At 63.9% G+C, this 21,074-nt stretch carries 24 protein-coding genes; 13 read left to right on the top strand and 11 right to left on the bottom strand.

Features of this window, described 5'->3' with window-relative positions; all coding sequences use genetic code 11:
• Positions 1–319: 319 nt before the first annotated feature.
• A complete protein-coding gene (locus tag AC3WJM_RS18565) occupies positions 320–1,138 on the bottom strand; it encodes an HAD family hydrolase (RefSeq protein WP_284990086.1) in 819 nt (272 codons plus the stop codon).
• Between the two features lie 77 nt (positions 1,139–1,215).
• Between AC3WJM_RS18565 and AC3WJM_RS18560 the strand changes: the two genes are divergently transcribed.
• The gene (locus AC3WJM_RS18560) at positions 1,216–1,470 is read left to right on the top strand and encodes a glutaredoxin family protein (RefSeq protein ID WP_059389517.1); all 255 of its coding nucleotides are present in this window, start codon (positions 1,216–1,218) and stop codon (positions 1,468–1,470) included.
• 51 nt (positions 1,471–1,521) lie between these two features.
• Positions 1,522–2,229 carry a redox-sensing transcriptional repressor Rex gene (locus tag AC3WJM_RS18555; RefSeq protein WP_059389518.1) on the top strand — a complete coding sequence of 236 codons (708 nt, stop codon included), beginning with the start codon at positions 1,522–1,524 and terminating at the stop codon, positions 2,227–2,229.
• A gap of 46 nt (positions 2,230–2,275) precedes the next feature.
• On the opposite strand, the gene AC3WJM_RS18550 is transcribed toward AC3WJM_RS18555, so the two are convergent.
• The 3 genes from AC3WJM_RS18550 to AC3WJM_RS18540 all read right to left on the bottom strand — a co-directional run bounded on the left by AC3WJM_RS18550 (position 2,276) and on the right by AC3WJM_RS18540 (position 4,748).
• Positions 2,276–3,082: a hypothetical protein gene (locus tag AC3WJM_RS18550; protein WP_492272614.1), complete on the bottom strand. Its 807-nt coding sequence runs from the start codon at positions 3,080–3,082 to the stop codon at positions 2,276–2,278.
• A gap of 243 nt (positions 3,083–3,325) precedes the next feature.
• Positions 3,326–3,796: a hypothetical protein gene (locus tag AC3WJM_RS18545; protein ID WP_059389520.1), complete on the bottom strand. Its 471-nt coding sequence runs from the start codon at positions 3,794–3,796 to the stop codon at positions 3,326–3,328.
• A 403-nt stretch (positions 3,797–4,199) separates the two neighbouring features.
• A complete protein-coding gene (locus AC3WJM_RS18540) occupies positions 4,200–4,748 on the bottom strand; it encodes a YceI family protein (RefSeq protein ID WP_284990081.1) in 549 nt (182 codons plus the stop codon).
• A 203-nt stretch (positions 4,749–4,951) separates the two neighbouring features.
• Between AC3WJM_RS18540 and AC3WJM_RS18535 the strand changes: the two genes are divergently transcribed.
• Genes AC3WJM_RS18535 through ccsB form a run of 5 tightly spaced genes read left to right on the top strand, consistent with a single transcriptional unit; the run spans position 4,952 to position 9,852 of the window.
• The gene (locus AC3WJM_RS18535; protein WP_306959194.1) at positions 4,952–5,614 is read left to right on the top strand and encodes a histidine phosphatase family protein; all 663 of its coding nucleotides are present in this window, start codon (positions 4,952–4,954) and stop codon (positions 5,612–5,614) included.
• Positions 5,615–5,616: 2 nt separating this feature from the next.
• Entirely contained in the window at positions 5,617–6,267 is a 651-nt protein-coding gene (locus AC3WJM_RS18530; protein ID WP_370872167.1) for a TlpA family protein disulfide reductase, read from the top strand.
• Positions 6,268–6,281: 14 nt separating this feature from the next.
• Complete coding sequence (locus AC3WJM_RS18525) at positions 6,282–7,037, top strand: cytochrome c biogenesis CcdA family protein (RefSeq protein ID WP_059389523.1); 756 nt, start codon at positions 6,282–6,284, stop codon at positions 7,035–7,037.
• Positions 7,037–8,788 (top strand): cytochrome c biogenesis protein ResB, encoded by a 1,752-nt coding sequence (gene resB / locus AC3WJM_RS18520; protein ID WP_442880296.1) that lies wholly within the window; start codon positions 7,037–7,039, stop codon positions 8,786–8,788. The genes AC3WJM_RS18525 and resB overlap by 1 nt, the downstream gene beginning before the upstream one ends.
• Positions 8,788–9,852, top strand: a complete 1,065-nt coding sequence (ccsB, locus tag AC3WJM_RS18515; protein ID WP_332602659.1) for a c-type cytochrome biogenesis protein CcsB — start codon at positions 8,788–8,790, stop codon at positions 9,850–9,852. Before resB ends, ccsB begins: the two co-directional genes overlap by 1 nt.
• A gap of 152 nt (positions 9,853–10,004) precedes the next feature.
• Here the strand turns inward: ccsB and AC3WJM_RS18510 are convergent, their stop codons facing one another.
• A complete protein-coding gene (locus AC3WJM_RS18510) occupies positions 10,005–10,382 on the bottom strand; it encodes a PLD nuclease N-terminal domain-containing protein (protein ID WP_059389527.1) in 378 nt (125 codons plus the stop codon).
• Between the two features lie 81 nt (positions 10,383–10,463).
• Here AC3WJM_RS18510 and AC3WJM_RS18505 point away from each other — a divergent pair, with 81 nt between their 5' ends.
• On the top strand, positions 10,464–10,772 hold the full coding sequence (locus tag AC3WJM_RS18505; protein ID WP_059389528.1) for a DUF4229 domain-containing protein: 309 nt from the start codon (positions 10,464–10,466) through the stop codon (positions 10,770–10,772).
• Between the two features lie 192 nt (positions 10,773–10,964).
• On the opposite strand, the gene AC3WJM_RS18500 is transcribed toward AC3WJM_RS18505, so the two are convergent.
• From AC3WJM_RS18500 to AC3WJM_RS18480, 5 genes are all read right to left on the bottom strand, one after another.
• On the bottom strand, positions 10,965–11,846 hold the full coding sequence (locus AC3WJM_RS18500) for a 1,4-dihydroxy-2-naphthoate polyprenyltransferase (protein ID WP_492272613.1): 882 nt from the start codon (positions 11,844–11,846) through the stop codon (positions 10,965–10,967).
• A gap of 61 nt (positions 11,847–11,907) precedes the next feature.
• A complete protein-coding gene (locus AC3WJM_RS18495) occupies positions 11,908–13,041 on the bottom strand; it encodes an AMP-binding protein (protein WP_492272612.1) in 1,134 nt (377 codons plus the stop codon).
• Positions 13,042–13,050: 9 nt separating this feature from the next.
• Positions 13,051–14,004, bottom strand: coding sequence for a 1,4-dihydroxy-2-naphthoyl-CoA synthase (locus tag AC3WJM_RS18490; RefSeq protein WP_492272611.1), 954 nt, complete (start codon positions 14,002–14,004; stop codon positions 13,051–13,053).
• A 21-nt stretch (positions 14,005–14,025) separates the two neighbouring features.
• Positions 14,026–14,463 (bottom strand): VOC family protein, encoded by a 438-nt coding sequence (locus AC3WJM_RS18485; RefSeq protein ID WP_059389530.1) that lies wholly within the window; start codon positions 14,461–14,463, stop codon positions 14,026–14,028.
• A 67-nt stretch (positions 14,464–14,530) separates the two neighbouring features.
• The gene (locus tag AC3WJM_RS18480) at positions 14,531–15,259 is read right to left on the bottom strand and encodes a CPBP family intramembrane glutamic endopeptidase (RefSeq protein WP_492272610.1); all 729 of its coding nucleotides are present in this window, start codon (positions 15,257–15,259) and stop codon (positions 14,531–14,533) included.
• Positions 15,260–15,460: 201 nt separating this feature from the next.
• Between AC3WJM_RS18480 and AC3WJM_RS18475 the strand changes: the two genes are divergently transcribed.
• Positions 15,461–16,939, top strand: coding sequence for an amino acid permease (locus tag AC3WJM_RS18475; RefSeq protein ID WP_492272609.1), 1,479 nt, complete (start codon positions 15,461–15,463; stop codon positions 16,937–16,939).
• Between the two features lie 62 nt (positions 16,940–17,001).
• Here AC3WJM_RS18475 and AC3WJM_RS18470 read toward each other — a convergent pair whose 3' ends face one another.
• Positions 17,002–17,727, bottom strand: a complete 726-nt coding sequence (locus AC3WJM_RS18470; protein WP_492272608.1) for a dienelactone hydrolase family protein — start codon at positions 17,725–17,727, stop codon at positions 17,002–17,004.
• 73 nt (positions 17,728–17,800) lie between these two features.
• Here AC3WJM_RS18470 and AC3WJM_RS18465 point away from each other — a divergent pair, with 73 nt between their 5' ends.
• The 4 genes from AC3WJM_RS18465 to AC3WJM_RS18450 all read left to right on the top strand — a co-directional run bounded on the left by AC3WJM_RS18465 (position 17,801) and on the right by AC3WJM_RS18450 (position 21,072).
• Positions 17,801–18,259, top strand: a complete 459-nt coding sequence (locus AC3WJM_RS18465) for an SRPBCC family protein (protein ID WP_059389532.1) — start codon at positions 17,801–17,803, stop codon at positions 18,257–18,259.
• Entirely contained in the window at positions 18,259–18,918 is a 660-nt protein-coding gene (locus AC3WJM_RS18460) for a pentapeptide repeat-containing protein (RefSeq protein ID WP_284990070.1), read from the top strand. The genes AC3WJM_RS18465 and AC3WJM_RS18460 overlap by 1 nt, the downstream gene beginning before the upstream one ends.
• 130 nt (positions 18,919–19,048) lie before the next feature.
• Complete coding sequence (locus AC3WJM_RS18455; protein WP_307054581.1) at positions 19,049–20,272, top strand: thiolase family protein; 1,224 nt, start codon at positions 19,049–19,051, stop codon at positions 20,270–20,272.
• On the top strand, positions 20,272–21,072 hold the full coding sequence (locus AC3WJM_RS18450; RefSeq protein WP_306959175.1) for an enoyl-CoA hydratase/isomerase family protein: 801 nt from the start codon (positions 20,272–20,274) through the stop codon (positions 21,070–21,072). The genes AC3WJM_RS18455 and AC3WJM_RS18450 overlap by 1 nt, the downstream gene beginning before the upstream one ends.
• Positions 21,073–21,074 lie beyond the last annotated feature (2 nt).

Genomic DNA, 21,074 nt, shown 5'->3' with positions numbered 1-21,074 from the left:
AGCGAACCGCCGTATGCGAGGCCCGCACGTACGGTGGTGTGAGAGGAGGGCCGGGAGACCCGGCCCTCCTACTCGATCCGTCCCCGGTGACGCTCGCTCACATATGAGTGCTTTTCCCCGGACCCTCGCTCACGTATGTCGGCCGTTTCGACAACGCTCGCTCCCGTATGTGGGCACATGCCGGAATGAGGCCGTCACATCATGGGAGCGAGGGTTGCCGGGGAGGCGGGTATACGTGAGCGAGGGTTGCTGGGGAGGCGGGTATATGTGAGCGAGGGTTGCCGGGGAGGCGGGTACATGTGAGCGAGGGTTGCCGGGGTTAGGCCCTCGGGCTGCGGAACTTGGAGAAGCCCCGCCACAAGCCGTAGACGGCGCCTCCGACGGTCGCGGCCTTGAGGCCGAGCGTGGCTGCCCGGCGGCCGGAACGGAAGTCGTAAACAGGCCAGTTATTCTCCCGCGCGTGGCGGCGAAGCCCGGCGTCGGGATTGATGCACACGGGGTGGCCCACCAACGTGAGCAGCGGGATATCGTTATGCGAATCGCTGTACGCCCAGCAGCGCTTCAGGTCCAGGCCTTCTTCGTCCGCTACGCGCTGCACGGCCACGGCCTTGGCTGGCCCGTGGAGGATCTCGCCCACCAACCGGCCGGTGTAAGCGCCATCTTCAACCTCGCCCACGGTACCCAGGGCGCCGGTCAGGCCGAGCCGCGTGGAAATGACGGTGGCAACTTCGATGGGCGTGGCGGTGACGAGCCAGACCTTCCGGCCAACACGCAGGTGCTGTTCCGCCAGGGCCTTGGTACCGGGCCAGATCCGCGACTCGATCATCTCGTCGTAGACCTCTTCGCCCAGCTCCTTGATATCGGACACCTTGATACCGGCCGCGAGGATCAGCGCGGAATCCCGGACGGAATGGACGTCCTCCATCTTTTCGCCCCGGAGCACGAACTTGAACTGCTTCCAGGCAAAGCCCGCGGCTTGGGAGAGCGTGAAGGCCCTGCGTTCATACATCTTCCGGGCAACGTGGAAGAGGCTGGCACCCTTCATGAGGGTGTTGTCGACGTCGAAGAATGCGGCTTCGCCGTGTTGCTGCGTTGCAGCCGGCGCAGTGGCCACAACGGCGTTCTTCTCGACGGGCATGCCTCGAGTCTAGTCAATCGTCCGGCCCCCTGCCGTTCGCGACTGCCGTGACGACGCTGAAGCGATACCGTTGAACCATGCCAAATCCCGACGTCGTACTCCTCACCAAAGCTGACTGCCACCTTTGCGCCGCGGCGCGGGACGCCGTCGAACGCGTGACCTCAAGCCTTGGGCTCACGTGGACCGAACAGTCAATCGACACTGACCCGGCACTGCGCGAGCGCTACGCCGAGGAGATCCCGGTGGTATTCGTGGACGGAATCCAGCGGGATTTCTGGAAAATCGATGAGGCACGATTGGTGCGGGTCCTGAAGAAGGCCATCGCCGCCTGAACATGCGTGCCGAGCTTTGTTGGCAATAGAGTGGGAAAACAAAGCGACGCAATGGAGAAGAACGTGACTGCGCTGGAACCGTCCGCCGAGGCTGTACCCGGGGACAAGGAGTCTGCCGCGAAGCAGATACCGCCCGCGGCTGTGGCCCGGATGACGCTTTACCTGCGCGCTCTGAACTCCCTGCTCGGTGAAGGCGTGGAACGGGTTTCCTCCGAGGCGTTGGCTGAGGCGTCCGGAGTCAGTTCGTCCACCTTGCGCAAAGACCTCTCCTACGTCGGCTCCTACGGAACGCGTGGCGTCGGGTACGAGGTCCAGTACCTGAGCCGGCACATCGCGGCGGCGCTCGGCCTGACCCACGACTGGAAAGTGGCCATTGTGGGCGCCGGCAACCTGGGCAAGGCCTTGGCACGATACGGCGGCTTCGAGTCGCGCGGTTTCGACGTGGTGGCGATCCTCGACGCCGATCCCATGATTATCGGGAACGAGGTCGGCTGGCTGCGGGTCAGCGACGCCGCCAATCTTGAAACGGTCCTTCAGCGGACCGGAACCAACATGGTTGTCCTGGCCCTCCCGGCCGCGGTGGCCCAGGGCGTCTGCGATCGCGTGATCAGCGCGGGTATCCGCAGCATCCTCAGCTTTGCCCCGGTGCTGCTGCAGGTTCCTCCGTACGTGAATCTGCGCAAAGTGGACATGGCCACCGAGCTCCAGATCCTGGCGTATCACGCACAACGGGCACAGACCCCGGGCCAGGCCATTTAGGCCGGACCGGGTCTGCACCCGTTGTTTTGGTTTTAGCGTCTAGCGTCTAGCGGCCGTACGGCGCCTGGCCGTAAGGGTTCGCGAACGGCTGGGCTTTCCGGAAGTACGGCGCCGAGGCCGGCAAATAGAGCATCACGATCGCGGCGATGCCCAAGAGGATGGTGATGGTGCCCATGCCGATCTGGGTCAGGCCCAGCAGGGAAATTCCAGCGAAGACCGTGCCCAGGATGCGGGCCCAGTTCTTCCCCTTCCGGACATTGAACGCAACCAGTGCGTAGAGCCCGGCAAAGATCACCGAGAAGATAACCAGGAACGTGATCGCAATGCCGATGAAGGTGCTCGTGTCTATGCCTGAAGCGTTGCTTCCTTGCGCCGACAGGGCCTGGTTGAACATGTTCTTGCCTGCCGGCGAGTTCAGCGTAGCGATAGTGAAGGGAATGCCGATCAAGGTCAGTACCCCTGCGGCAATCATCAGCCAGAAGGAGATGTTGACCAACTGCGGGACTCCGGACGTCGCAGCGGGCTGCTGGCTCGGCCAAGTGACGGGGCCGCCCTGCCCGTACTGCGGGACGGAAGGCTGCCCGTACTGCGGCTGCTGCCCGTACTGGGGAGCCTGTTGTCCATACTGGGGTGCGGACGGCTGCCCGTACTGCGGCTGCTGCCCGTACTGGGGTGCGGACGGCTGCTGGGGCGCCTGCTGGCCGTACTGCGGAGCCGAAGGCTGCCCGAACTGAGGAGCTTGTTGGCCGTATTGCGGCGGCTGACCCTGCTGGGGTGTCTGCTGGCCGTATTTCGGCTCCTCAGGGGTGGGATTCTCGCCCGGAGTGGACGGCGGGTACGGAGGGGTGCTCATGGCATTCCTTTGCGTGTCGACTGCAGATACGGCTGCCGGGTGCAACGTGCCCCGCCCCCAGCTCGGCTTAATTCCACCGTACCCCGACGGCACAGCGCTGGTGATGATTCACGGGAAGAATTCTCGCTGAACAAGCTTCGGCGGAGCTCCCGTGAATCCTGCATGGACAAACGGAAGGCCGCGGGGTCCTTCCGGGACCGGCCGCGGCCTTCAGCTATGAAATTCCGGCTTGTAACGGGTTGGCTAGACGGCGCCCTTCACTGACTTGAACCACGCCTGCGAATTGGGCAGCCACATCAGGACCGTTGCAATGAGGCTGATGACGAAGCTGAACCAGTTGTTGCTCTGTCCATTTGCCATCGCTCCGCCCACGATCGAGAGGATCAGGGAAATTCCCGCAATGACGGTCAGTGCGAGGCGGGCCCACTCCTTGCCTTCCTTCATCTTCATCGCGAAGACGATTTGGGCGGCCGCCACAACCAGCGCTATCAGTACCAGAAGGAGGACGACGACGGCGATTGCCGGCGCGAGCGTGAAGAGCACAATGGAGCCGAACAGGCCGAGCAGGCCACCCAAGAGGGCCAGGAGTCCGCCAATGAGCCAGATCCAGTAGGAGACCTTCAACTCTGTGGGCATTCCGGTCACTTTGAACATGCCGGAAAAACCGCCCTTGGGAAGGACATCGTTGAAGTTCTTCGGACCGTCGGTAGGCATCTCGAAGTGGAAACCTTCTCCCTGTCCGGGTTGGCCTTGCTGCTGGTATCCGGGGGCGGGCTGCTGGTAAGAGGGGGGTGCTTGGTAAGAAGGAGGTGCTTGGTATCCCTGCGGAGGCTGGTAACCCGCAGGAGGGACATTGCCGGGCTGCGGTGGCTGGGCTCCGGGCTGCTGAGGCTGAGGAGCTTCGTTTGGGTTACTCATGGCATCACTTTAGACCTGAGGTTTAAGGATTCATAGGAAATTCTTGGCTAATTCGCCGCTAAGTATCGGCTTTTACCCGAACAATAGGCGGGTGACACCGCGAGCAAAAAATGGCGCCTCCGGGGCTGCGCACGTGATCGTGTGCAGCCCCGAAGGCGCCATTCCGCCCTTTAACCCCGGGGATTGGGAACCTGGGGGATTAGGCGGCAGGTGCGATGAAGGCCAGTTCGAGGTTAATGACAACCTTGTCGCTGACCAGGACGCCACCGGCCTCGAGCACTGCGTTCCAGGTCAGGCCGAAGTCCTTGCGGCTGATGGTGGTCTCACCGGAAACGCCTGCGCGGGTGTTGCCGAACGGGTCAACGGCTACGCCGTTGAACTCGGTTTCGATGGTGACCTCTTTGGAGACGCCCTTGATGGTCAGATCGCCCACGAGGTCGAAGCTGTCGCCGTTAGCCTTGACGTGGCGGGAGACGAAAGTGATTTCCGGGAACTTCTCCACATCGAAGAAGTCCTCGCCCTTGACGTGGCCGTCGCGGTTGGCATCGCCGGAGTCGAAGCTGGCGGTCTGGATGCTTGCGGCGACCTTGGAGTCGGCCAGGCTGCCGCCGAGTTCAAGGGTGGCTTCTGCCTCGGTGAACTGGCCGCGGACCTTGCTGATGCCTGCGTGGCGGACGGTGAAGCCGATCTCGCTGTGCGAGTTGTCGAGGGTCCAGACGCCGGTGGTGACGTTTGCGGGAAGAGTCATGGGGTTCTCCTTGGGAAGGTGTGATCGTAGCTTCATCGGTCGTTCGGCCGTACTTAGTTGAAGTGTCAACCGAACCTTGTGTCAAGTATAAACATGCAAATGCATCTTTTATTCCACCTTCAGGGAACATTCTGAAGAAACTTTCAGTTCTACGAAACGTAGAAGATTTCAGATCGCCCGCCTTCTTTGAGAAACTGGTAAACATGCCCCAAGCAACTGTCCATCTGCTCCGCCATGGCGAGGTCTACAATCCCGACGGCATTCTGTACGGCAGACTGCCCGAATTTCACCTCTCCGAACGCGGCCGCGAGATGGCCAAGATGCTCGCGGACCACTTCGCTGCCCGCGTCGCGCAGGGGGCGAACATCGTCTACCTTGTCGCCTCGCCGCTGACCCGCGCGCAGGAAACCGCCCTTCCCACTTCCCAGGCGTTGGACCTCGAGATCCACACGGAACCGCGGATCATCGAGGCGGAGAACCACTTCGAAGGGCTCAAGGCCCACCTCTCCGAATTCATCAAGCCCAAGCATTGGCGTGAGTACCGCAACCCCTTGCGTCCGTCCTGGGGCGAGTCGTACCAGGACCAGGTCGCCCGGATGCGTGCCGCCGTCGAGGACGCCCGGCTGAAGGCAATCGAACTCGGCGGCGATGGCGCCGAAGCCATCCTCGTCAGCCACCAGCTTCCCATCTACGCCACGCGCCTCAGCGCGGAGGGCCGGCCCCTGTGGCACGATCCGCGCAAACGCGAGTGCACGCTGACGTCGCTGACTTCCCTGGTGTTCGACGACGGCAAGGTTGCGCGGGTGGAGTACAGCGAACCCGCCGCCGTGCTGCTGCCCGGTGCCGCGAAGACGCCCGGAGCATGACCATGGACCGCGATACCACCAGCCGCAAGACCAGCGGCCAGAAAATCAACGCAGCCTTGACCTCACGCCGCAGCTTCCTCGCTGTCGGTGGTGTGGCACTCTCTGCATTGACCATGGGCTTGTCCGCCTGTGCCCAGGAAGACGCCCTGGCCCAGCAAGCCAAAGCCGGCGACAACAAGAACTACGTCGCCGGGGACGGCTCGGTGACGGAATTCGCCAAAGCCGACCGTAAGGCCGCCGTCGGGATCAAGGGCACGTTGTTCGACGGAACTGTCGTGACTCCGCAGGACCTGGTCGGCAAGGTGACCGTCCTCAACTTCTGGTTCGCCGCGTGTGCACCGTGCCGGGTTGAAGCGCCGATTCTTGAGGAACTGCACCAGGAGTTCAAGAGCAAAGGTGTCCAGTTCTACGGTGTGAACCTCCGGGACGAGAAGGCGACGGCCGACGCGTTCGACCAGACGTTCAAGCTCACGTACCCCAGCTTCAATGACAAAGACGGCGCAGTGCTCCTGTCTGTCTCCGGCATTGTGCCCCCGGGTGCGGTGCCCACCACGCTCGTCCTGGACAAAGAAGGCAAGGTTGCCGCCCGCGTCCTGGGCGAGATCGAGAAGAGCACCCTCAAGGCCCTCATCACCACCGCGGTTGCCGAGTAGGTGGCCCGGACAGCGTGAACAGCCCTTTCGCCGAGACCATCCTGAGTGGTTCCTTGCTGCTGGCCATCCCCGTGGCCCTGCTGGCCGGACTCGTGTCCTTCCTGTCGCCATGCGTCCTGCCGCTGGTGCCTGGCTACCTTGGCTACGTGACCGGGCTGAGCGGCGTCGACCTCCAGAAGCAAAAGCGCGGACGCATGCTCGCGGGAATCGGCCTGTTCGTCCTCGGATTCTCCGCGATTTTCGTCCTGCTCGGTGGCGCGTTCGGCCAATTGGGGACCCTCATCACCGGCCCGCAGAACGCGTGGATCACGCAATTGCTGGGCGTGCTGGTGATCATCATGGGCGTTGTGTTCCTAGGCGGCTTCGGGTGGTTGCAGCGTGACGCCAAAATCCATGCCAAGCCGCCAGCCGGTCTGTGGGGTGCTCCTTTGTTGGGCATCACGTTCGGACTCGGCTGGGCCCCCTGTATTGGCCCTACCTATTCCGCAGTTCAGCTGCTGAGCCTTTCCGGGGGATCGTCCGCGGCGAAGGGGGCGCTCCTGGCGTTTGTCTATAGTCTTGGCCTTGGCATTCCCTTCCTTTTGATAGCCCTCGCAGTCCGCCGGGGGATGGGTGTCATGTCCTTCTTCCGCAAGCATCGCCTCGCGATCCAGCGGATGGGCGGGGGCATCCTGATCCTCTTGGGAATCCTGATGGCCACGGGAGTGTGGGGCGCCTGGGTTACCGGGCTGCAGTACTGGTTCCAAACCGATGTGAAGTTGCCGATCTGATGAGCGAGCCCGTGCAAGGTAAAACGAAGTCCAACAAGTCCGCCAGCGAATCCGCGGAAGCTGACAACGCCGCTGGCAACGCCTCTGACAACGCCGCTGGCAAGGCCGCCGGCAAGGCGATCGACAAGGCCAAGGCCGAGGCGGCACTGCCGGTCCTGGGGATCGTAGGCATGCTGCGCTGGGCCTGGACCCAGCTGACCAGCATGCGTACGGCGCTGTTCCTGCTGCTGCTCCTGGCAGTCGCGGCAGTTCCTGGCTCGCTGTTCCCGCAGCGCCCGGCCAACCCTTCGATCGTGACGCAGTACATCAGCGACCACCCGGACTACGGCAAGCTCCTGGACTCCGTGCAGCTCTACGACGTGTACTCCTCTGCCTGGTTCTCGGCGATCTACATCTTGCTGTTCATCTCCCTGATCGGCTGTGTCACGCCACGGGCCATCGCCCACTACAAGGCAATGCGCTCCCAGCCGCCGCGGACCCCGAAGCGTCTCTCCCGCCTCCCGGAGTACGGGACGCTTGTGCTGCCCGCCGACGCCGGGATCCCGGCGTCGAAGGCTATCTCGGACGCCGCTGCGGTCCTGAAGAAGCGCGGCTACCGCGTGGAGGTGCGCGACGTCGACGCCGCCATGCCGTCCTTGGGTGCCGAGCGCGGCTTCCTCAAGGAAGTGGGAAACCTCGTGTTCCACGCTTCGCTGATCGGAGTGCTGGTTTCGGTGGCGGTCGGCGGGCTGTTCGGCTACAGCGGCCAGCGCATCCTGGTGGAAGGCGACACGTTCGTGAACACCTTGGTGGGCTACGACCAATTCAGCCCCGGCACCAACTTCCAGAGCAGCTGGTTGCAGCCGTACTCCATCCAGCTGAACAAGTTCGACGTCAAGTTCGACCGTGAATCGTCGGCACACTTCGGCCAGCCCATCGACTTCACGGCGGACGTCACCACCAGGGACACCCCGGACGCGCCCGCCAAGAAGCAGGTCCTCAAGGTCAACGATCCCGTGTCCCTTGGCGATACGAGCATTTACCTGACGGGCAACGGCTACGCTCCCGTAGTCACGGTCCGGGACGGCGCCGGCAACGTCGCGATGCAAGGGCCTGTCGTGGCCAAGCTGCAGGGTGACAACTACTACTCCTCGGTGGTCATCAAGGTTCCCGATGCCAAGCCCGATCAGCTCGGCTTCGCGGGGTTCTTCCTGCCGACGGCCATGGTGACGGACAAGGGTGTCGCCTACAGCGGCGATCCCGAACTCTTCAACCCGCAGTTGAACCTCAACTCGTACTACGGCGACCTCGGCCTGAACAAGGGCGCCCCGCAGAACGTCTTCGAGCTCGATGTAGCCAAGCTGACCCCGCTCAATGGCCGCGGCATGGCGGAGAAGGCCATCGCGCTCGCCCCGGGAGGCACCTACACGCTTCCTAACGGCAAGGGCAGCATCACTTTCGACGGCGTCAAGAAGTACGTCGGCGTCGACATCCACCACAATCCGGGCCAGGCCACCGCGCTCGTGTTCGCCTTGCTTGCGGTCGCCGGACTGATTCTCTCCCTCTACCTGAACCGCCGTCGCGTCTGGGTCCGCACCGGAACCCACGACGACGGGCGCACAATGGTGGAGTACGGTCTCCTTGCCCGCGGCGAGGACCACAGGCTGGCCGGCGAAGCTGCCGCGATCCGCGAACTGCTGCAACGAGAATGGCTGCTCCACACAGATCAGTCCACCGACACCGTTTCTTCCTCAACCTCGAAGGACCAGTAATGCTCCCCATCAACGAAACCATGGGCCAATACAGCGAGCTTTTCATGCTGCTCGCGGCCGGCACCTACACGGTGGCGTTCATCGCTTTCGCGTGGGACCTCGCCAAGAGCAGCAAGATGCTGAAGGCAGTGGACCTGAAGGCAGCCTCTTCCGTGGCAGCCGAGGTCAAGGTTCCGGTCGCCGCCGGGCGTGCCGGTGGAAACGACGTCGGCGGACCGGCCGGCCGTACTGAGCGCCCGACGTCGGCCATCACCTCCGTCAACCAGACCGCCGGCGGTGACATGAAGTACGCCGCCGAGCGCCGCATTCCCGCCCGCGTGGCGGTGGCGGTCGCGATCATCGGCGTGGCAATCCATGGTGCCGGAGTCATCACCCGCGCGATCGGCGCAGGCCGCGTGCCGTGGGGCAACATGTACGAGTTCCTGACCACCGGCGCTTTCCTGGTGGTTGCGGTCTTCCTGCTCTCGCTCATCCGCCGTGACCTGCGCTTCCTGGGCACCTTCGTACTTGGCCTCGCCGTGATCATGATGGTGGCCGCGTCCGTGACGTACTGGACCCCGGTAGGCCACTTGGTTCCGGCACTGCAAAGCTACTGGCTGGTCATCCACGTCTCCATCGCCGTGATGTCCGCGTCCCTGTTCACTTTGACGTTCGCCATGTCAGCCCTGCAGTTGCTGCAATCGCACCGGCAGAAGACCCTGGCGGCCGGCGGCGTGGACAAACTGGGCTTCATGCGGCTCGTACCGAACGCGTTGAGCCTGGAAAACCTGTCCTACCGCATCAACACCGTGGGGTTCGTGGGCTGGACCTTCACCCTCATGTTCGGCGCCATCTGGGCAGAGAAAGCCTGGGGCCGCTTCTGGGGCTGGGACACCAAGGAAGTCTGGACCTTCGTGATTTGGGTGGTCTACGCCGGCTACCTGCACGCGCGCGCCACCCGCGGCTGGACGGGAACCCGCGCAGCCTGGTTGTCGATTGCAGGCTACCTGTGCGTGATCTTCAACTTCACGGTGGTCAACGTGTTCTTCAACGGCCTGCACTCTTACTCGGGGCTGTCGCAGTAGGACTGCCCAGGACGGGTGCCTTACCGTCCTGACCCTTTTTGAATTAACGACGACGGCGACACTCCGCACTTGCGGGCGTGTCGCCGTCGTTCGTGTTTCAAAAGAGGTCAGGAAGGGAGCCCTTTCGTGCCGCAGGTGCAATGGGCGAGGTGTCAGCTGTTGACGTCGCCGCTGTCGTCGGCCTTGGATTCGCCCTTGAGCTTGCGTTCCTTGGCTTCGAGTTCGGCTTTGAGCTTTTTCAGCCGTTCGGCTTCGGCCTGGTTGCGACGGCGGACCTCCAGGTTGCGGAGAAAGTCGGGGTCGTCGTCGGGAGCGGTGGGGTGGCTCGCAGGCTGCGGGGTGGGCCGGATGTTGTAGGGGCGGCCCAAAATGAACCAAAGAGCGGCTCCGAGGATCGGCAGGAAAATCACGACAAGGAGCCAAGCGGGTTTGGAAATTCCCCGGGTGGCGCGGCGGTCGGTGCGAATGACGTCCACCAGCCCATAGACGTACACGAGCAGGACGGCGACAACTGCAACAACGCGGAGCATACCGTCAAGTCTAGTCGCCGTCGGGTCCGGTGATAGGTGCGCGATCAGGGTGCAATCAGGCTGTGAGGCTAAACTTGATCCGTGGCTTTCCTCAAATACTCCCTGATCCGCCTGGCGATCTTCGTACCGCTCTTCGTTCTCTTCGCCCTCCTGCAGACGGGGTTGTTCCTGGCGGCGATTTTCGCGGGCCTCATCGCGTTCGCCATCAGCTACTTGTTTTTCCAGAAGCAGCGCGACGCCGCGACTGCCGCCATGCGCGAACGTTTCTCCGGGCGGGCCAAGCCCATCCGCTCAGCGTTGGAGATTGAGGACGCCTCGATCGAGGACCGGCTGGTCGATGAAAACCCCGCGGTAAAGGTCGAGAACGACCGCCGCCCCAAAGAAGCCTAGAAGCTCACATCATGTGAGCGAGGGTTTTCGAAAAACGGCCTATATGTGAGCGAGGGTTGTGGGGAAGGACGCTCGCTCACATAAATGGGGTTTCCTACGGACGCTCGCTCACATATGTGGGGTTTCCTGCGGACGCTCGCTCACATCATGTGAGCGAGGGTTTTCGAAAACTGGCTTATATGTGAGCGGGCGTTAGAAGCCGTGGCTCAGGATGAGGCCCAGCGAGAACAGCACGCTGTAGCCAAGGTTGATCATTCCGGTCTGCTTGAGGACGGGGATGAGGCTCTTGCGCTTCCGGCCGTTGACCATGAGCCATGCCGGCATGAGGCAAGCGGGGATCAGCAGCAGCACTATCAGCATCCACGGCTTGGCGGGCGCCAGCACCACTACCAGCAGGATCGCGACGGCCAACATCAGGACATAGCTCTCGCGGGCGTGGCGGTCGCCCAGACGCACGGCCAGTGTCCGCTTGCCCGCGGCCATGTCCGTCGGGATATCGCGCACGTTGTTGGCCATCAGCAGGGCACAGGCGATCAATCCCGTGCCAATCGCTCCGATGACGGCCGGAAGGCTCACCTGCCCGGCCTGCGTGTAGGTGGTGCCGAGCGTTGCCACCAGGCCGAAGAAGACAAACACGAACAGGTCGCCCAGGCCCAGGTAGCCGTACGGGTTCTTGCCGCCGGTGTATCCCCAGGCGGCAAGGACACAGCCGATACCCACCAGGATCAGCCCCCAGCTCTGCGTAATGATCACCAGGACCAGGCCGAAAATCATGGCCAGGCCGAACGCGCCGAACGCAGCCCACTTGACGTGGTCCGGTCGTGCAGCGCCGGAACCGACCAGCCTGAGCGGACCCACGCGGTCCTCATCGGTGCCACGGATGCCGTCCGAGTAGTCGTTGGCATAGTTCACGCCGATCTGCAGCAGCAGGGCCACGAGGGCGGCAAGGATGGCATTCAAGAGCCGGAAAGATTGCAGCTCGTAGGCGGCCGCTGTGCCGATCAGCACCGGCGCGATCGCGGCCGGCAGGGTGCGCAGGCGGGCGCCTTGAATCCATTGTGCAGCTGTTGCCACGTTCAGTACCTCGTGTTGTTTCGCGTTGGGGGAAGGCAAATGACGGTCAGGGAGGACGTGTCTATTCTCCCTGATGCACCTCGGCGAGAAGCTCGATCATCGCCAGCCGGTCCGGCTTTCCGTTGGGGAGCATGATCAGGCCATCCGTGGTCAGCACTGTTTTGGGCGCGAGGGTCCCCAGCGATTCCTGGCAGCGGGCCTTGTAGGCCGCGACAGCTTCCGGGGAGCTGTCCTCGACGGCGACATAGGCCGCCACCGCCTGGCCCCACTCGCGGGAAGGCACCCCGGCCACGAAAGCCGCCGTGACGCCGTCGAACTTTTCAAGCTCCGCCTGGATGAACGCCGCGGAGGCTTTCACGCCGCCGGTGATGATGATGTCGTCGGCGCGTCCCAGCACCGTGAGCGTGCCGTCGTTGGCGAGCTCGCCGAGATCGTTGGTGCGGTACCAACGTGTGCCGTCCTCCTCGAAAAACGCCTCGGCGGTCGCCTCGGGCGCCCCTAGGTAACCGGACGCCACGGTGTCGCCGCCCAGGAGGACCCGGCCGTCGTCGTCGAGCATGACCCTGACCCCGTCGATGGGGCTTCCGTCGTACACGCAGCCGCCGCACGTCTCGGCGGAGCCATAGGTGGTCACCACCTTCAGTCCAGCCTCCCTGGCGGCGTCCAGCAGCGCGGCGGAGGCAGGCGCCCCGCCCAGAAGGATGGCGTTGAAACGGCGAAGTACTGCGAGGGTCTGCGGCGAGGGTGAGTTCAGGAGCCGCTGCAGCTGCGTCGGCACGAGCGAGGTGAAGCGGATCGTGTCCGTCAGCTCTTCGGCGGCGGCGGTGAAGGCCTCCGGAGTGAAGCCGTTCGAGAGGTCCATGACCCACGGGCGCGTGCCGGCGAAGAGCGAGCGGACCAAAACCTGGACGCCGGCAACGTATTGCAGCGGCAGGGCCAGGAGCCACTGTCCCTCGCCGCGGAGCGCGATGGCCGTGGCCATGGAAGAAGCTGCGAGTTGGTCGACCGTGAGCACCGTGGACTTGGGCGTGCCGGTGGAACCGGAGGTGCGGACCACTACTGCGGCATCCTCGAAACCAGGCGTTTCAACGGCGACCGCTACCGGGGTGCCGTCCTCCGGGACGACGATTTCGACGGCGGGTCCCTCATCGTGGAGGGCGGCGGCCAAGGCTTTGAGAACGGGGTCGATGTTCACGGGCGAGTCCTAGAAGTAGTACGGAAAGTTGGACCAGTCCGGATCGCGCTTCTCGAGGAAGGCTTCCTTGCCCTCCACGGCTTCGTCCGTCATGTAGGCCAGGCGCGTGGCCTCCCCGGCGAAGACCTGTTGGCCGGCCAAGCCGTCGTCGGCGAGGTTGAAGGCGAACTTGAGCATGCGGATGGCTTGCGGGGACTGGCGCGCGATGTCCGCGGCGTACTCAAGTGCAACTTCCTCGAGGCGCTCGTGGTCCACAGCCTCGTTGACGGCACCCATGCGGACCATGTCCTCCGCGGAATATTCACGGGCAAGGAAGAAGATCTCGCGGGCGGCTTTCTGCCCGATCTGCCGGGCGAGCAGCGCCGAGCCGTAACCGGCGTCGAAACTTCCCACGGTGGCGTCGGTCTGCTTGAACTTGCCGTGCTCGCGGGACGCGATGGTGAGGTCCGAGACAACGTGCAGTGAGTGCCCGCCACCGGCGGCCCAGCCGTTCACGACGGCGATGACCACCTTGGGCATGGTCCGCATGAGCCGCTGGACTTCCAGGATGTGCAGGCGGCCGGCCCGCGCGGGGTCGATGCTCTCCTGCGTCTCACCGTCGGCGTACCGGTAGCCGTCGCGGCCGCGGATCCGCTGGTCCCCGCCGGAACAGAAGGAGTGGCCTCCGTCCTTGGGGGAGGGGCCGTTCCCGGTGAGGAGTACCGTGGCGACATCCGGAGTCATCCGGGCGTGGTCCATGGCGCGGTAGAGCTCGTCAACGGTGCCGGGGCGGAAGGCATTGCGGACCTCCGGGCGGTTGAAAGCGATCCGGACCGTCGGAAGGTCCCTCGTCACCTTTCCGTTTGCGTCCCGCTCGACCTGCCGGTGGTACGTCATGTCCTGGAAATCGTCGAAACCGGACACGGTACGCCAGCGCGACGGGTCAAAGACGTCGGATACCTTGGCGGGGAAGTCGTTGCTCACCCTCAGAGTCTAGTAATCCCGTCAGCTGATGCAGAACTCGTTGCCTTCGGGATCCGCCATGGTGTGCCATTCGTGCGGCCCTTGCTTTGCCGTCCACAGGTATTTCGCACCCCGCGCTTCCAATGCGGCGCGGACGTCGTCCTTGTCCTGTCCGTTGAGGCGAACGTCCCAGTGGACACGGTTCTTGACGGTCTTGTCCTCCGGAACGGTCTGGAACAGGAAGCGGCGGCGGGTGTCCTTGTCCTGGTCTTCTTCCGGGCCGATGGCCGCGCCGTCCTTCCACACGAGCTTGCCGTTGTGGGTGGTGGTCTCTTCCTCCGTGGCGAAGCCTTGATCCACCATGGACCGGATGAACGCCTCGTCCTGGGGCTCCACGATCCACTCGAGCGTCTCGGCCCACCAATCGGCCAGGACGTGCGGATTCTTGCAGTCGATCACTACCTGAAAGTTCAGTGCCATGAACTGAACCTACGACGACGGCGCGTGGCCGGGGAAGTGCCAAGCGGACAGTTCCGGTCCGGGTTGGTTAGCCGCCGAGGAGCTGCGGCGGGATCGCGTAGATCAGCACGACGGCCAACAGGTTCTTGGCGGCGTGAACGAAGTAGGAGAACATCACGTTCTTGCCCGTCCAGACGTAGACGGCCACCAGCACGACGCCCATTCCGAGGTACGGGGCCAGGGCCGGAAGTACCAGGCCCTCTCGTCCCACCACGTGGATGGCCGCGAAACAAAGCACGGACAGCGCGCAACATAGCCAAATATTGACGCGGCGGGACAACTTGCCGATGAGCAGGTGCCGGAACAGGTATTCCTCCACGAAGGGCCCCAACACCACCAGCAAAGGGACCACGAACCAGGCCGGCAGTTGCAGGACCAGGGACTGGAGGCCCAGTTGGTTCTGCGACTCCTTGGCCGAGCCGGTAACTGTCACCAGGATGGCGGTGATCACGAGCATCGCCACGATGGACAGCGGAATCATGGCGAGCGTGAACCACGGACGCGTGGCCAGGATCAGGAGGTCCCGGGCAATGACGCGCCACGCAGCCGCAACCGCGAACAGGCCCACCGATGCGTAGAAAGAGAGGTTGATGGCGAAGACGGCGGTGGCGGGGTCGGGGAAGACGTGCTGTACGAAAGCCGTCACCGGGGCCGTGGCGAGGCTGAGGACAGCCGCCAATGACACATAGAGTCCGAAAGCCGCAGCGTCCAAGCCCGTGAAACGGTATAGCCTGCCGGCTGGCGGAATGGTGCCCATATGTCCAGCGTAACGCCCCTGTTTGTTGCCCGCGTCACGCTCCGCCGAAATCACCGGGTAAGATGGTTTTGCCGGATTTACCTTCGACGCTTCCGTGTTTTCGCCACTGATTCGACTTGCCAACAGGCTGAAAGCTCGAATTGCTTGTGCCGATGCGCGTGAAGCCAGGGCCGGTATCTCCTCAACCCACAAGGAACAGCTGTGCCTCAAAACACCACAACCGACCTTCAGCGTGAGCCGGGAACCCTGGCTGCGCCCAGTACCGCTACAACTTCCGAAAACCTCAGCGCCGAGGGCTACCAGAAGACCCTGAGCCGCCGCCACGTCACGATGATCGCGATGGGTGGCGCGATCGGCGTAGGCCTCTTCATGGGCGCGGGCGGACGCCTCGCCTCCACCGGTCCGGCCTTGATTTTCTCGTACGCCATTGCCGGCGTCATCGCCTACCTGCTGATGCGGGCCCTCGGCGAACTGATCATGTACCGCCAGACCTCCGGCTCCTTTGTCAGCTACGCCGGTGAAATGTTCGGCAAGAAGGGCGCCTTCCTCTCCGGTTGGATGTACTTCATCAACTGGGCCATGACCGGCATCGCCGAACTCATTGCCATCGGCCTGTACTTCCAGTTTTTCTTCCCGAACGTTCCCGTTGAACTGTCCGCCATCGCCGCGCTGGTGCTGCTGGTGGCCGTGAACCTGTTCAGCGTCAAGGCCTTCGGCGAGTTCGAATTCTGGGCTTCCTGCCTCAAGGTCGCCGCGATCCTGATCTTCCTCGCCGTGGGCACCTTCATGGTGGTCACCAACGCGCAGGTCGGCACCGGCCACGCGTCCGTCGGGAACCTCTTCGCTGCCGAAGGCGGCATGTTCCCCAAGGGCGGCCTGGTGATGATCCTGGTCCTCAACGCCGTGATCTTCGCCTACAACGCCATCGAACTGGTCGGCATCACCGCCGGCGAGATGCAGAACCCGGAACGCGAAGTGCCCAAGGCGATCCGCGCCGTCGTGATCCGCATTGTGGTTTTCTACGTCGGTTCCGTCACCCTGCTGGCGATGCTCCTGCCCTCCGACCAGTACCACGCGGGCACCTCCCCGTTCGTCACGGTGTTCGGCCAGATGGGCCTGCCGTGGATGGGCGACGTCATGAACATGATCGTCATCACCGCCGCGCTGTCCTCGTGCAACTCGGGCCTGTACTCGATCGGCCGCATTTTCCGCACCATGGCCAACAATGGACACGCCCCCAAGTGGCTCACCAAGATGTCCACCCGCCACGTGCCGTACGCGGCCATCCTGGCAATCGGTGCCGTGTACCTCGTGGGCATCCTGCTCAACATCTGGTTGGGTGGTTCGCACGCCTTCGACCTCGCGCTGAACACCGCTTCGATCGGGGTCATCTTCACATGGGGCTCGATCTTCGCCAGCCAGATCGCGCTGCGCAAGAAGAAGGGCAACGTCTCCAGCCTCCCCATGCCGGGTTCGCCGTGGACCAGTTGGGTTGGCCTGATCGCACTCTTGGCCATCACCGTGCTGATCGGCATGGACACCATGACGGACAATGCAACGGGCGAGGTGTTCCTCCTGGGCCTCTGGACCCTGGCCACCATCCCGTTCTTCGCCCTGGTGCTGTGGCTCGGCTGGCAGAAGGTCAAGAACAACGAACCGAAGAGCGAGCTTTTTAGCTAGCGCGTACTAGCCGACGACGGCGGGCGCCTCCTCTCAAGGGGGCGCCCGCCGTCGTTGTTGGTTCAGCCCTTCAGGTACTTCGCGAAGTGGTCCTCGATCCGCTGCCAGGCTTCCGGAGCGGCGGCCGGATCGGGTTTGATGCCCATCACCCGCATCAACGGCCGCAGTGGCCGCGGCCCTACCGGGACGTCGTTCATGAAGGCGTGGCCCGCCGTCGGGAATTCCTTGACGTCGTGTTCGATCCCGAGGCTCGTCAGCGCGGCCTCCAACTTTGCGGCCGCTCTAGGCAACGTCCGGTCCTTGCCTCCGTAGTTGCCCACCACCGGGCATGCACCTTCCAAAGCCTGCTCAAGGTTCCGTGGCAATTGGCCGTAGTTCACGGAGGCGGCGTCGAAGTCGTCATGGGCTGCGAGCAGGGCGAAGGCGCCTCCCATGCAGAAGCCGATGACTCCCACTTTCCCGGTGCATCGCGCGTCGTTGCGGAGCCGGGACCGTGCCGTGGACACGTCCGTGAAGGCCCGGCCCGTGCCCGACCCCAGGGAGCGCATGGTCGCCACGAGGCAGCGCCTCGCGCCGCCGTCGCTGTAGAGGTCGACGGCGAGGGTCAAGTAACCGGCCGCGGCGAGCCGGTCCGCGTGCCGCTTCATCACGTCGTCGAGCCCGAAGGCTTCATGGATAAGGACGACGCCGGGAAACGGCCCCTCGCCGTCGGGCTCGGCAAGGTACCCCCGCAGGGTCCGGGAGCCTCCTGCCGCCGCACTGTCCGCGCTCAAGTCGATGTGCACCATGGTGCAATCCTGCCAGACGGCGCAAGCGTCTTTGTCGGCTGTTTTTGTCAGCAGTCGCCGTTAGGCTCGATGCATGGACCACAGCACCACTCTCAGCCAGCACGTCAATGCCACCCGCGAGAAAGTCTGGGCTGTCATCACGGATATTCCCGGCTCGGCCAAGACCCTGTCCGGTGTCAAAGCCATTCAAATGCTTAGTGAGGGCCCCTACGGCGAGGGCACTCGGTGGAAGGAAACCCGCGCCATGATGGGCCGGGAGGAGACCGTGGAAATGCACGTTGCCCAGATCGATCCGCCGCGTGGCACCACGGTCAAAGCCCAGCAGGGCGGTGCGGACTACACCACCCGATTCACCCTGGAAGAGCGCGACGGCGGGACCGAACTGGTGTTGTTCTTCGGCGCCGAGGTCCTCCAGCCGACGTTCTTCAGCAAGGTCATGATGGCCGCGTTCGGAAAGCTCGGGATGAGCATTACGCGCAAGGCGCTCGCGAAGGATCTCGCGGAGATCGCGGCGAAAGCGGAGGCGCTCTGATGGCGGCGGCTGCCAAAGTGACGGCGCCCCGCATCTCCCCGATCAGGCTTGACGAGCTCCGCGACGATCCCGCGCCGGATTTCCAGCGCGGGGAACGGTACGACGGCGTCCGCCTCACCCGCGCGGTGGCCGACGGCGCGGAGCTGAGCGGGGCGGACTTCATCGAGTGTGAATTCAACGGGGTCTCCTTCAACGAGGCACAACTGCGCGGCGCGACGTTCCGGGACTGCATCCTGAATGAGCCCTACGCGCCGGTATTCACGGCCGCACGCACCTCGTGGCGCGAAGTGGAGATCAGCAACCCGCGGTGGGGTTCAGCGGAGATGTACGAGGGTGCCTGGCATTCGGTAAAGATCGACGGCGGCAAGCTGGACTTCCTGAACTTGCGTGGATCCAAACTCACGGACGTGGTGATCACGGGCTGCATCATCAACGAGCTCGACCTCGGGTCTTGCACTGCGACGCGCATGGTGCTGAAGGATTGCACCATCGGGACGCTGGATGTCTCAGGGGCCAAGCTCAAGGACGTAGACCTGCGGGGCTCGGACTTCCGGATGATCAATGGACTCGGCGGCCTGTCCGGGGTGGTCATTGACGATTACCAGCTCAGCCTGCTGGCACCCTTGTTGGCCGGACACCTGGGTATCCGGGTGGTCTGAGTGACAGTTGACCGCTAGGTGACGGTATGCCACGCGACGGTTGACCGGCGCGCGGCGCCGTGTAATCTTTATAGAACGAACGGTCGGTAAATTATTCGCCGACCCCGCTCCCTTCGCGAAGGATGTTCTCATGGTCGAGGCTTTTCTTGTTGGCGGTGCCCGCACCCCGGTAGGCCGTTACGGCGGCGCGCTTTCCGCGGTCCGGCCTGATGACCTGGCAGCCCTCGTGGTCCGCGAAGCGGTGGCCCGTGCCGGCGTCGACCCCGACGCCATCGATGAAGTCATCCTGGGCAACGCCAACGGCGCCGGCGAGGAAAACCGCAACGTCGCCCGCATGGCCACCCTTCTGGCGGGACTGCCCCTCCACATCCCCGGCATCACGGTCAACCGCCTGTGCGCCTCCGGAATGAGCGCCATCATCATGGCCAGCCACATGATCAAGGCCGGTGCTGCGGACATCGTGGTGGCGGGCGGCGTCGAATCGATGAGCCGGGCGCCCTGGGTACAGGAGAAGCCCACCACAGCCTTCGCCAAACCGGGCCAGATCTTCGACACGTCCATCGGCTGGCGCTTCGCCAATTCCCTCTTCACCAAGGGAGAGCTGTCCCGCGGCGGCAAGATGACGTATTCCATGCCGGAAACTGCCGAGGAAGTCGCCCGCGTGGACGGCATCTCCCGGGAAGACGCCGATGCCTTCGCCGTCCGCTCCCACGAACGCGCGCTTGCTGCCATCGCCGGGGGCCGCTTCAAGGAAGAGATCGTTCCGGTCACCGTGAAGACCCGCAAGGGCGAAACCGTGGTGGACACGGACGAAGGCCCACGCGAGGGAACCACCATGGAGGTCCTCGCCGGGCTCCGTCCAGTGGTTGCCGGCGGATCCGTTGTCACGGCGGGCAACTCCTCCTCGCTCAACGACGGCGCCTCCGCCATCATCGTTGCGTCCGAGGCCGCCATCGAAAAGTTCGGCCTCACCCCGCGGGCCCGCATCATCGACGGCGGCTCGGCCGGCTGCGAACCGGAAATCATGGGCATCGGCCCGGTTCCGGCTTCCCAGAAAATCCTGGCCCGTTCGGGACTCACGGTCGGCGACCTTGGCGCCGTCGAACTCAATGAAGCCTTCGCGACGCAATCGCTCGCGAGCATGCGGCGCTTGGGCCTGGATCCGGACATCGTGAACCTCGACGGCGGTGCGATCTCGTTGGGGCACCCGCTCGGTTCCAGCGGCTCGCGTATCGCGATCACCTTGCTGGGCCGCATGGAACGCGAGCTGGGCACCGCGGACCGTAAGATCGGCCTCGCGACGATGTGCATCGGCGTCGGGCAGGGCGCCGCCATTCTCCTGGAAGGCATGTAATGGCGTTGAACCCCGAGGAATTCGGAACGTTGCTCATCGAGGAACGCGAGGACCGCGTAACCGTGCTGCTGAACCGGCCCGAGGTCCGGAACGCGATCGACCAGCAGATGGTGGACGAACTCCATCAGGTGTGCGAGTACCTTGAGCGAGAGCCCAAAATCCTGATCATTGCCGGCGTCGAAGGCGTCTTTGCGTCGGGTGCGGACATCGGCCAGTTGAGGGAACGTCGCCGTGACGACGCCCTGCGCGGCATCAATTCCACCATTTTCGTGCGGATCGCGAAGCTGCCCATGCCCGTCATCGCGGCCCTGGACGGCTATTGTCTGGGTGGCGGAGCCGAACTCGCCTACGCCGCGGACTTCCGCATCGGCACGCCCAGCCTGCGCATCGGCAACCCGGAAACCGGACTGGGCATCATGGCGGCGGCCGGTGCAACCTGGCGCCTGAAGGAACTCGTGGGGGAGCCGATCGCCAAGGAAATCCTCTTGGCCGGGGCGGTCCTCCGTGCCGAGGAAGCCCTTCGCATCAATCTGATCACCCAGATCCATGAAGCTCCCGTGCTGATGGAAGCGGCCCACAACCTTGCTGACCGGATCGGCCGGCAGGACCCCCTGGCCGTGCGGATCACCAAGTCCGTGTTCCACGCTCCGGCCGAGGCTCACCCCGTGATCGACACGTTGGCCCAAGGCATGCTTTTCGAATCGCAAGCCAAGTTCGACCGCATGCAGGCGTTCCTGGACAAGAAAAGCGCCAAGCAATCCAGCGACAACCCGTCCAGCGACAACCCAGACAGGACCTGAAA

The sequence above is a fragment of the Arthrobacter sp. FW306-1B-G06A genome (assembly GCF_058781765.1).
The sequence above is the reverse complement of the archived record's forward strand: the minus strand, read 5'-3'. Positions and strand labels throughout refer to the sequence as shown.

Excerpts from the sequence above, each read along its gene's own strand:
- AC3WJM_RS18565 (WP_284990086.1), bottom strand. The coding sequence starts at position 1,138 with ATGCCCGTCGAGAAGAACGCCGTTGTGGCCACTGCGCCGGCTGCAACG.
- AC3WJM_RS18560 (WP_059389517.1), top strand. The coding sequence starts at position 1,216 with ATGCCAAATCCCGACGTCGTACTCCTCACCAAAGCTGACTGCCACCTT.
- AC3WJM_RS18555 (WP_059389518.1), top strand. The coding sequence starts at position 1,522 with ATGGAGAAGAACGTGACTGCGCTGGAACCGTCCGCCGAGGCTGTACCC.
- AC3WJM_RS18550 (WP_492272614.1), bottom strand. The coding sequence starts at position 3,082 with ATGAGCACCCCTCCGTACCCGCCGTCCACTCCGGGCGAGAATCCCACC.
- AC3WJM_RS18545 (WP_059389520.1), bottom strand. The coding sequence starts at position 3,796 with ATGCCTACCGACGGTCCGAAGAACTTCAACGATGTCCTTCCCAAGGGC.
- AC3WJM_RS18540 (WP_284990081.1), bottom strand. The coding sequence starts at position 4,748 with ATGACTCTTCCCGCAAACGTCACCACCGGCGTCTGGACCCTCGACAAC.
- AC3WJM_RS18535 (WP_306959194.1), top strand. The coding sequence starts at position 4,952 with ATGCCCCAAGCAACTGTCCATCTGCTCCGCCATGGCGAGGTCTACAAT.
- AC3WJM_RS18530 (WP_370872167.1), top strand. The coding sequence starts at position 5,617 with ATGGACCGCGATACCACCAGCCGCAAGACCAGCGGCCAGAAAATCAAC.
- resB (WP_442880296.1), top strand. The coding sequence starts at position 7,037 with ATGAGCGAGCCCGTGCAAGGTAAAACGAAGTCCAACAAGTCCGCCAGC.
- ccsB (WP_332602659.1), top strand. The coding sequence starts at position 8,788 with ATGCTCCCCATCAACGAAACCATGGGCCAATACAGCGAGCTTTTCATG.
- AC3WJM_RS18510 (WP_059389527.1), bottom strand. The coding sequence starts at position 10,382 with ATGCTCCGCGTTGTTGCAGTTGTCGCCGTCCTGCTCGTGTACGTCTAT.
- AC3WJM_RS18485 (WP_059389530.1), bottom strand. The coding sequence starts at position 14,463 with ATGGCACTGAACTTTCAGGTAGTGATCGACTGCAAGAATCCGCACGTC.
- AC3WJM_RS18480 (WP_492272610.1), bottom strand. The coding sequence starts at position 15,259 with ATGGGCACCATTCCGCCAGCCGGCAGGCTATACCGTTTCACGGGCTTG.
- AC3WJM_RS18470 (WP_492272608.1), bottom strand. The coding sequence starts at position 17,727 with ATGGTGCACATCGACTTGAGCGCGGACAGTGCGGCGGCAGGAGGCTCC.
- AC3WJM_RS18465 (WP_059389532.1), top strand. The coding sequence starts at position 17,801 with ATGGACCACAGCACCACTCTCAGCCAGCACGTCAATGCCACCCGCGAG.
- AC3WJM_RS18460 (WP_284990070.1), top strand. The coding sequence starts at position 18,259 with ATGGCGGCGGCTGCCAAAGTGACGGCGCCCCGCATCTCCCCGATCAGG.
- AC3WJM_RS18455 (WP_307054581.1), top strand. The coding sequence starts at position 19,049 with ATGGTCGAGGCTTTTCTTGTTGGCGGTGCCCGCACCCCGGTAGGCCGT.
- AC3WJM_RS18450 (WP_306959175.1), top strand. The coding sequence starts at position 20,272 with ATGGCGTTGAACCCCGAGGAATTCGGAACGTTGCTCATCGAGGAACGC.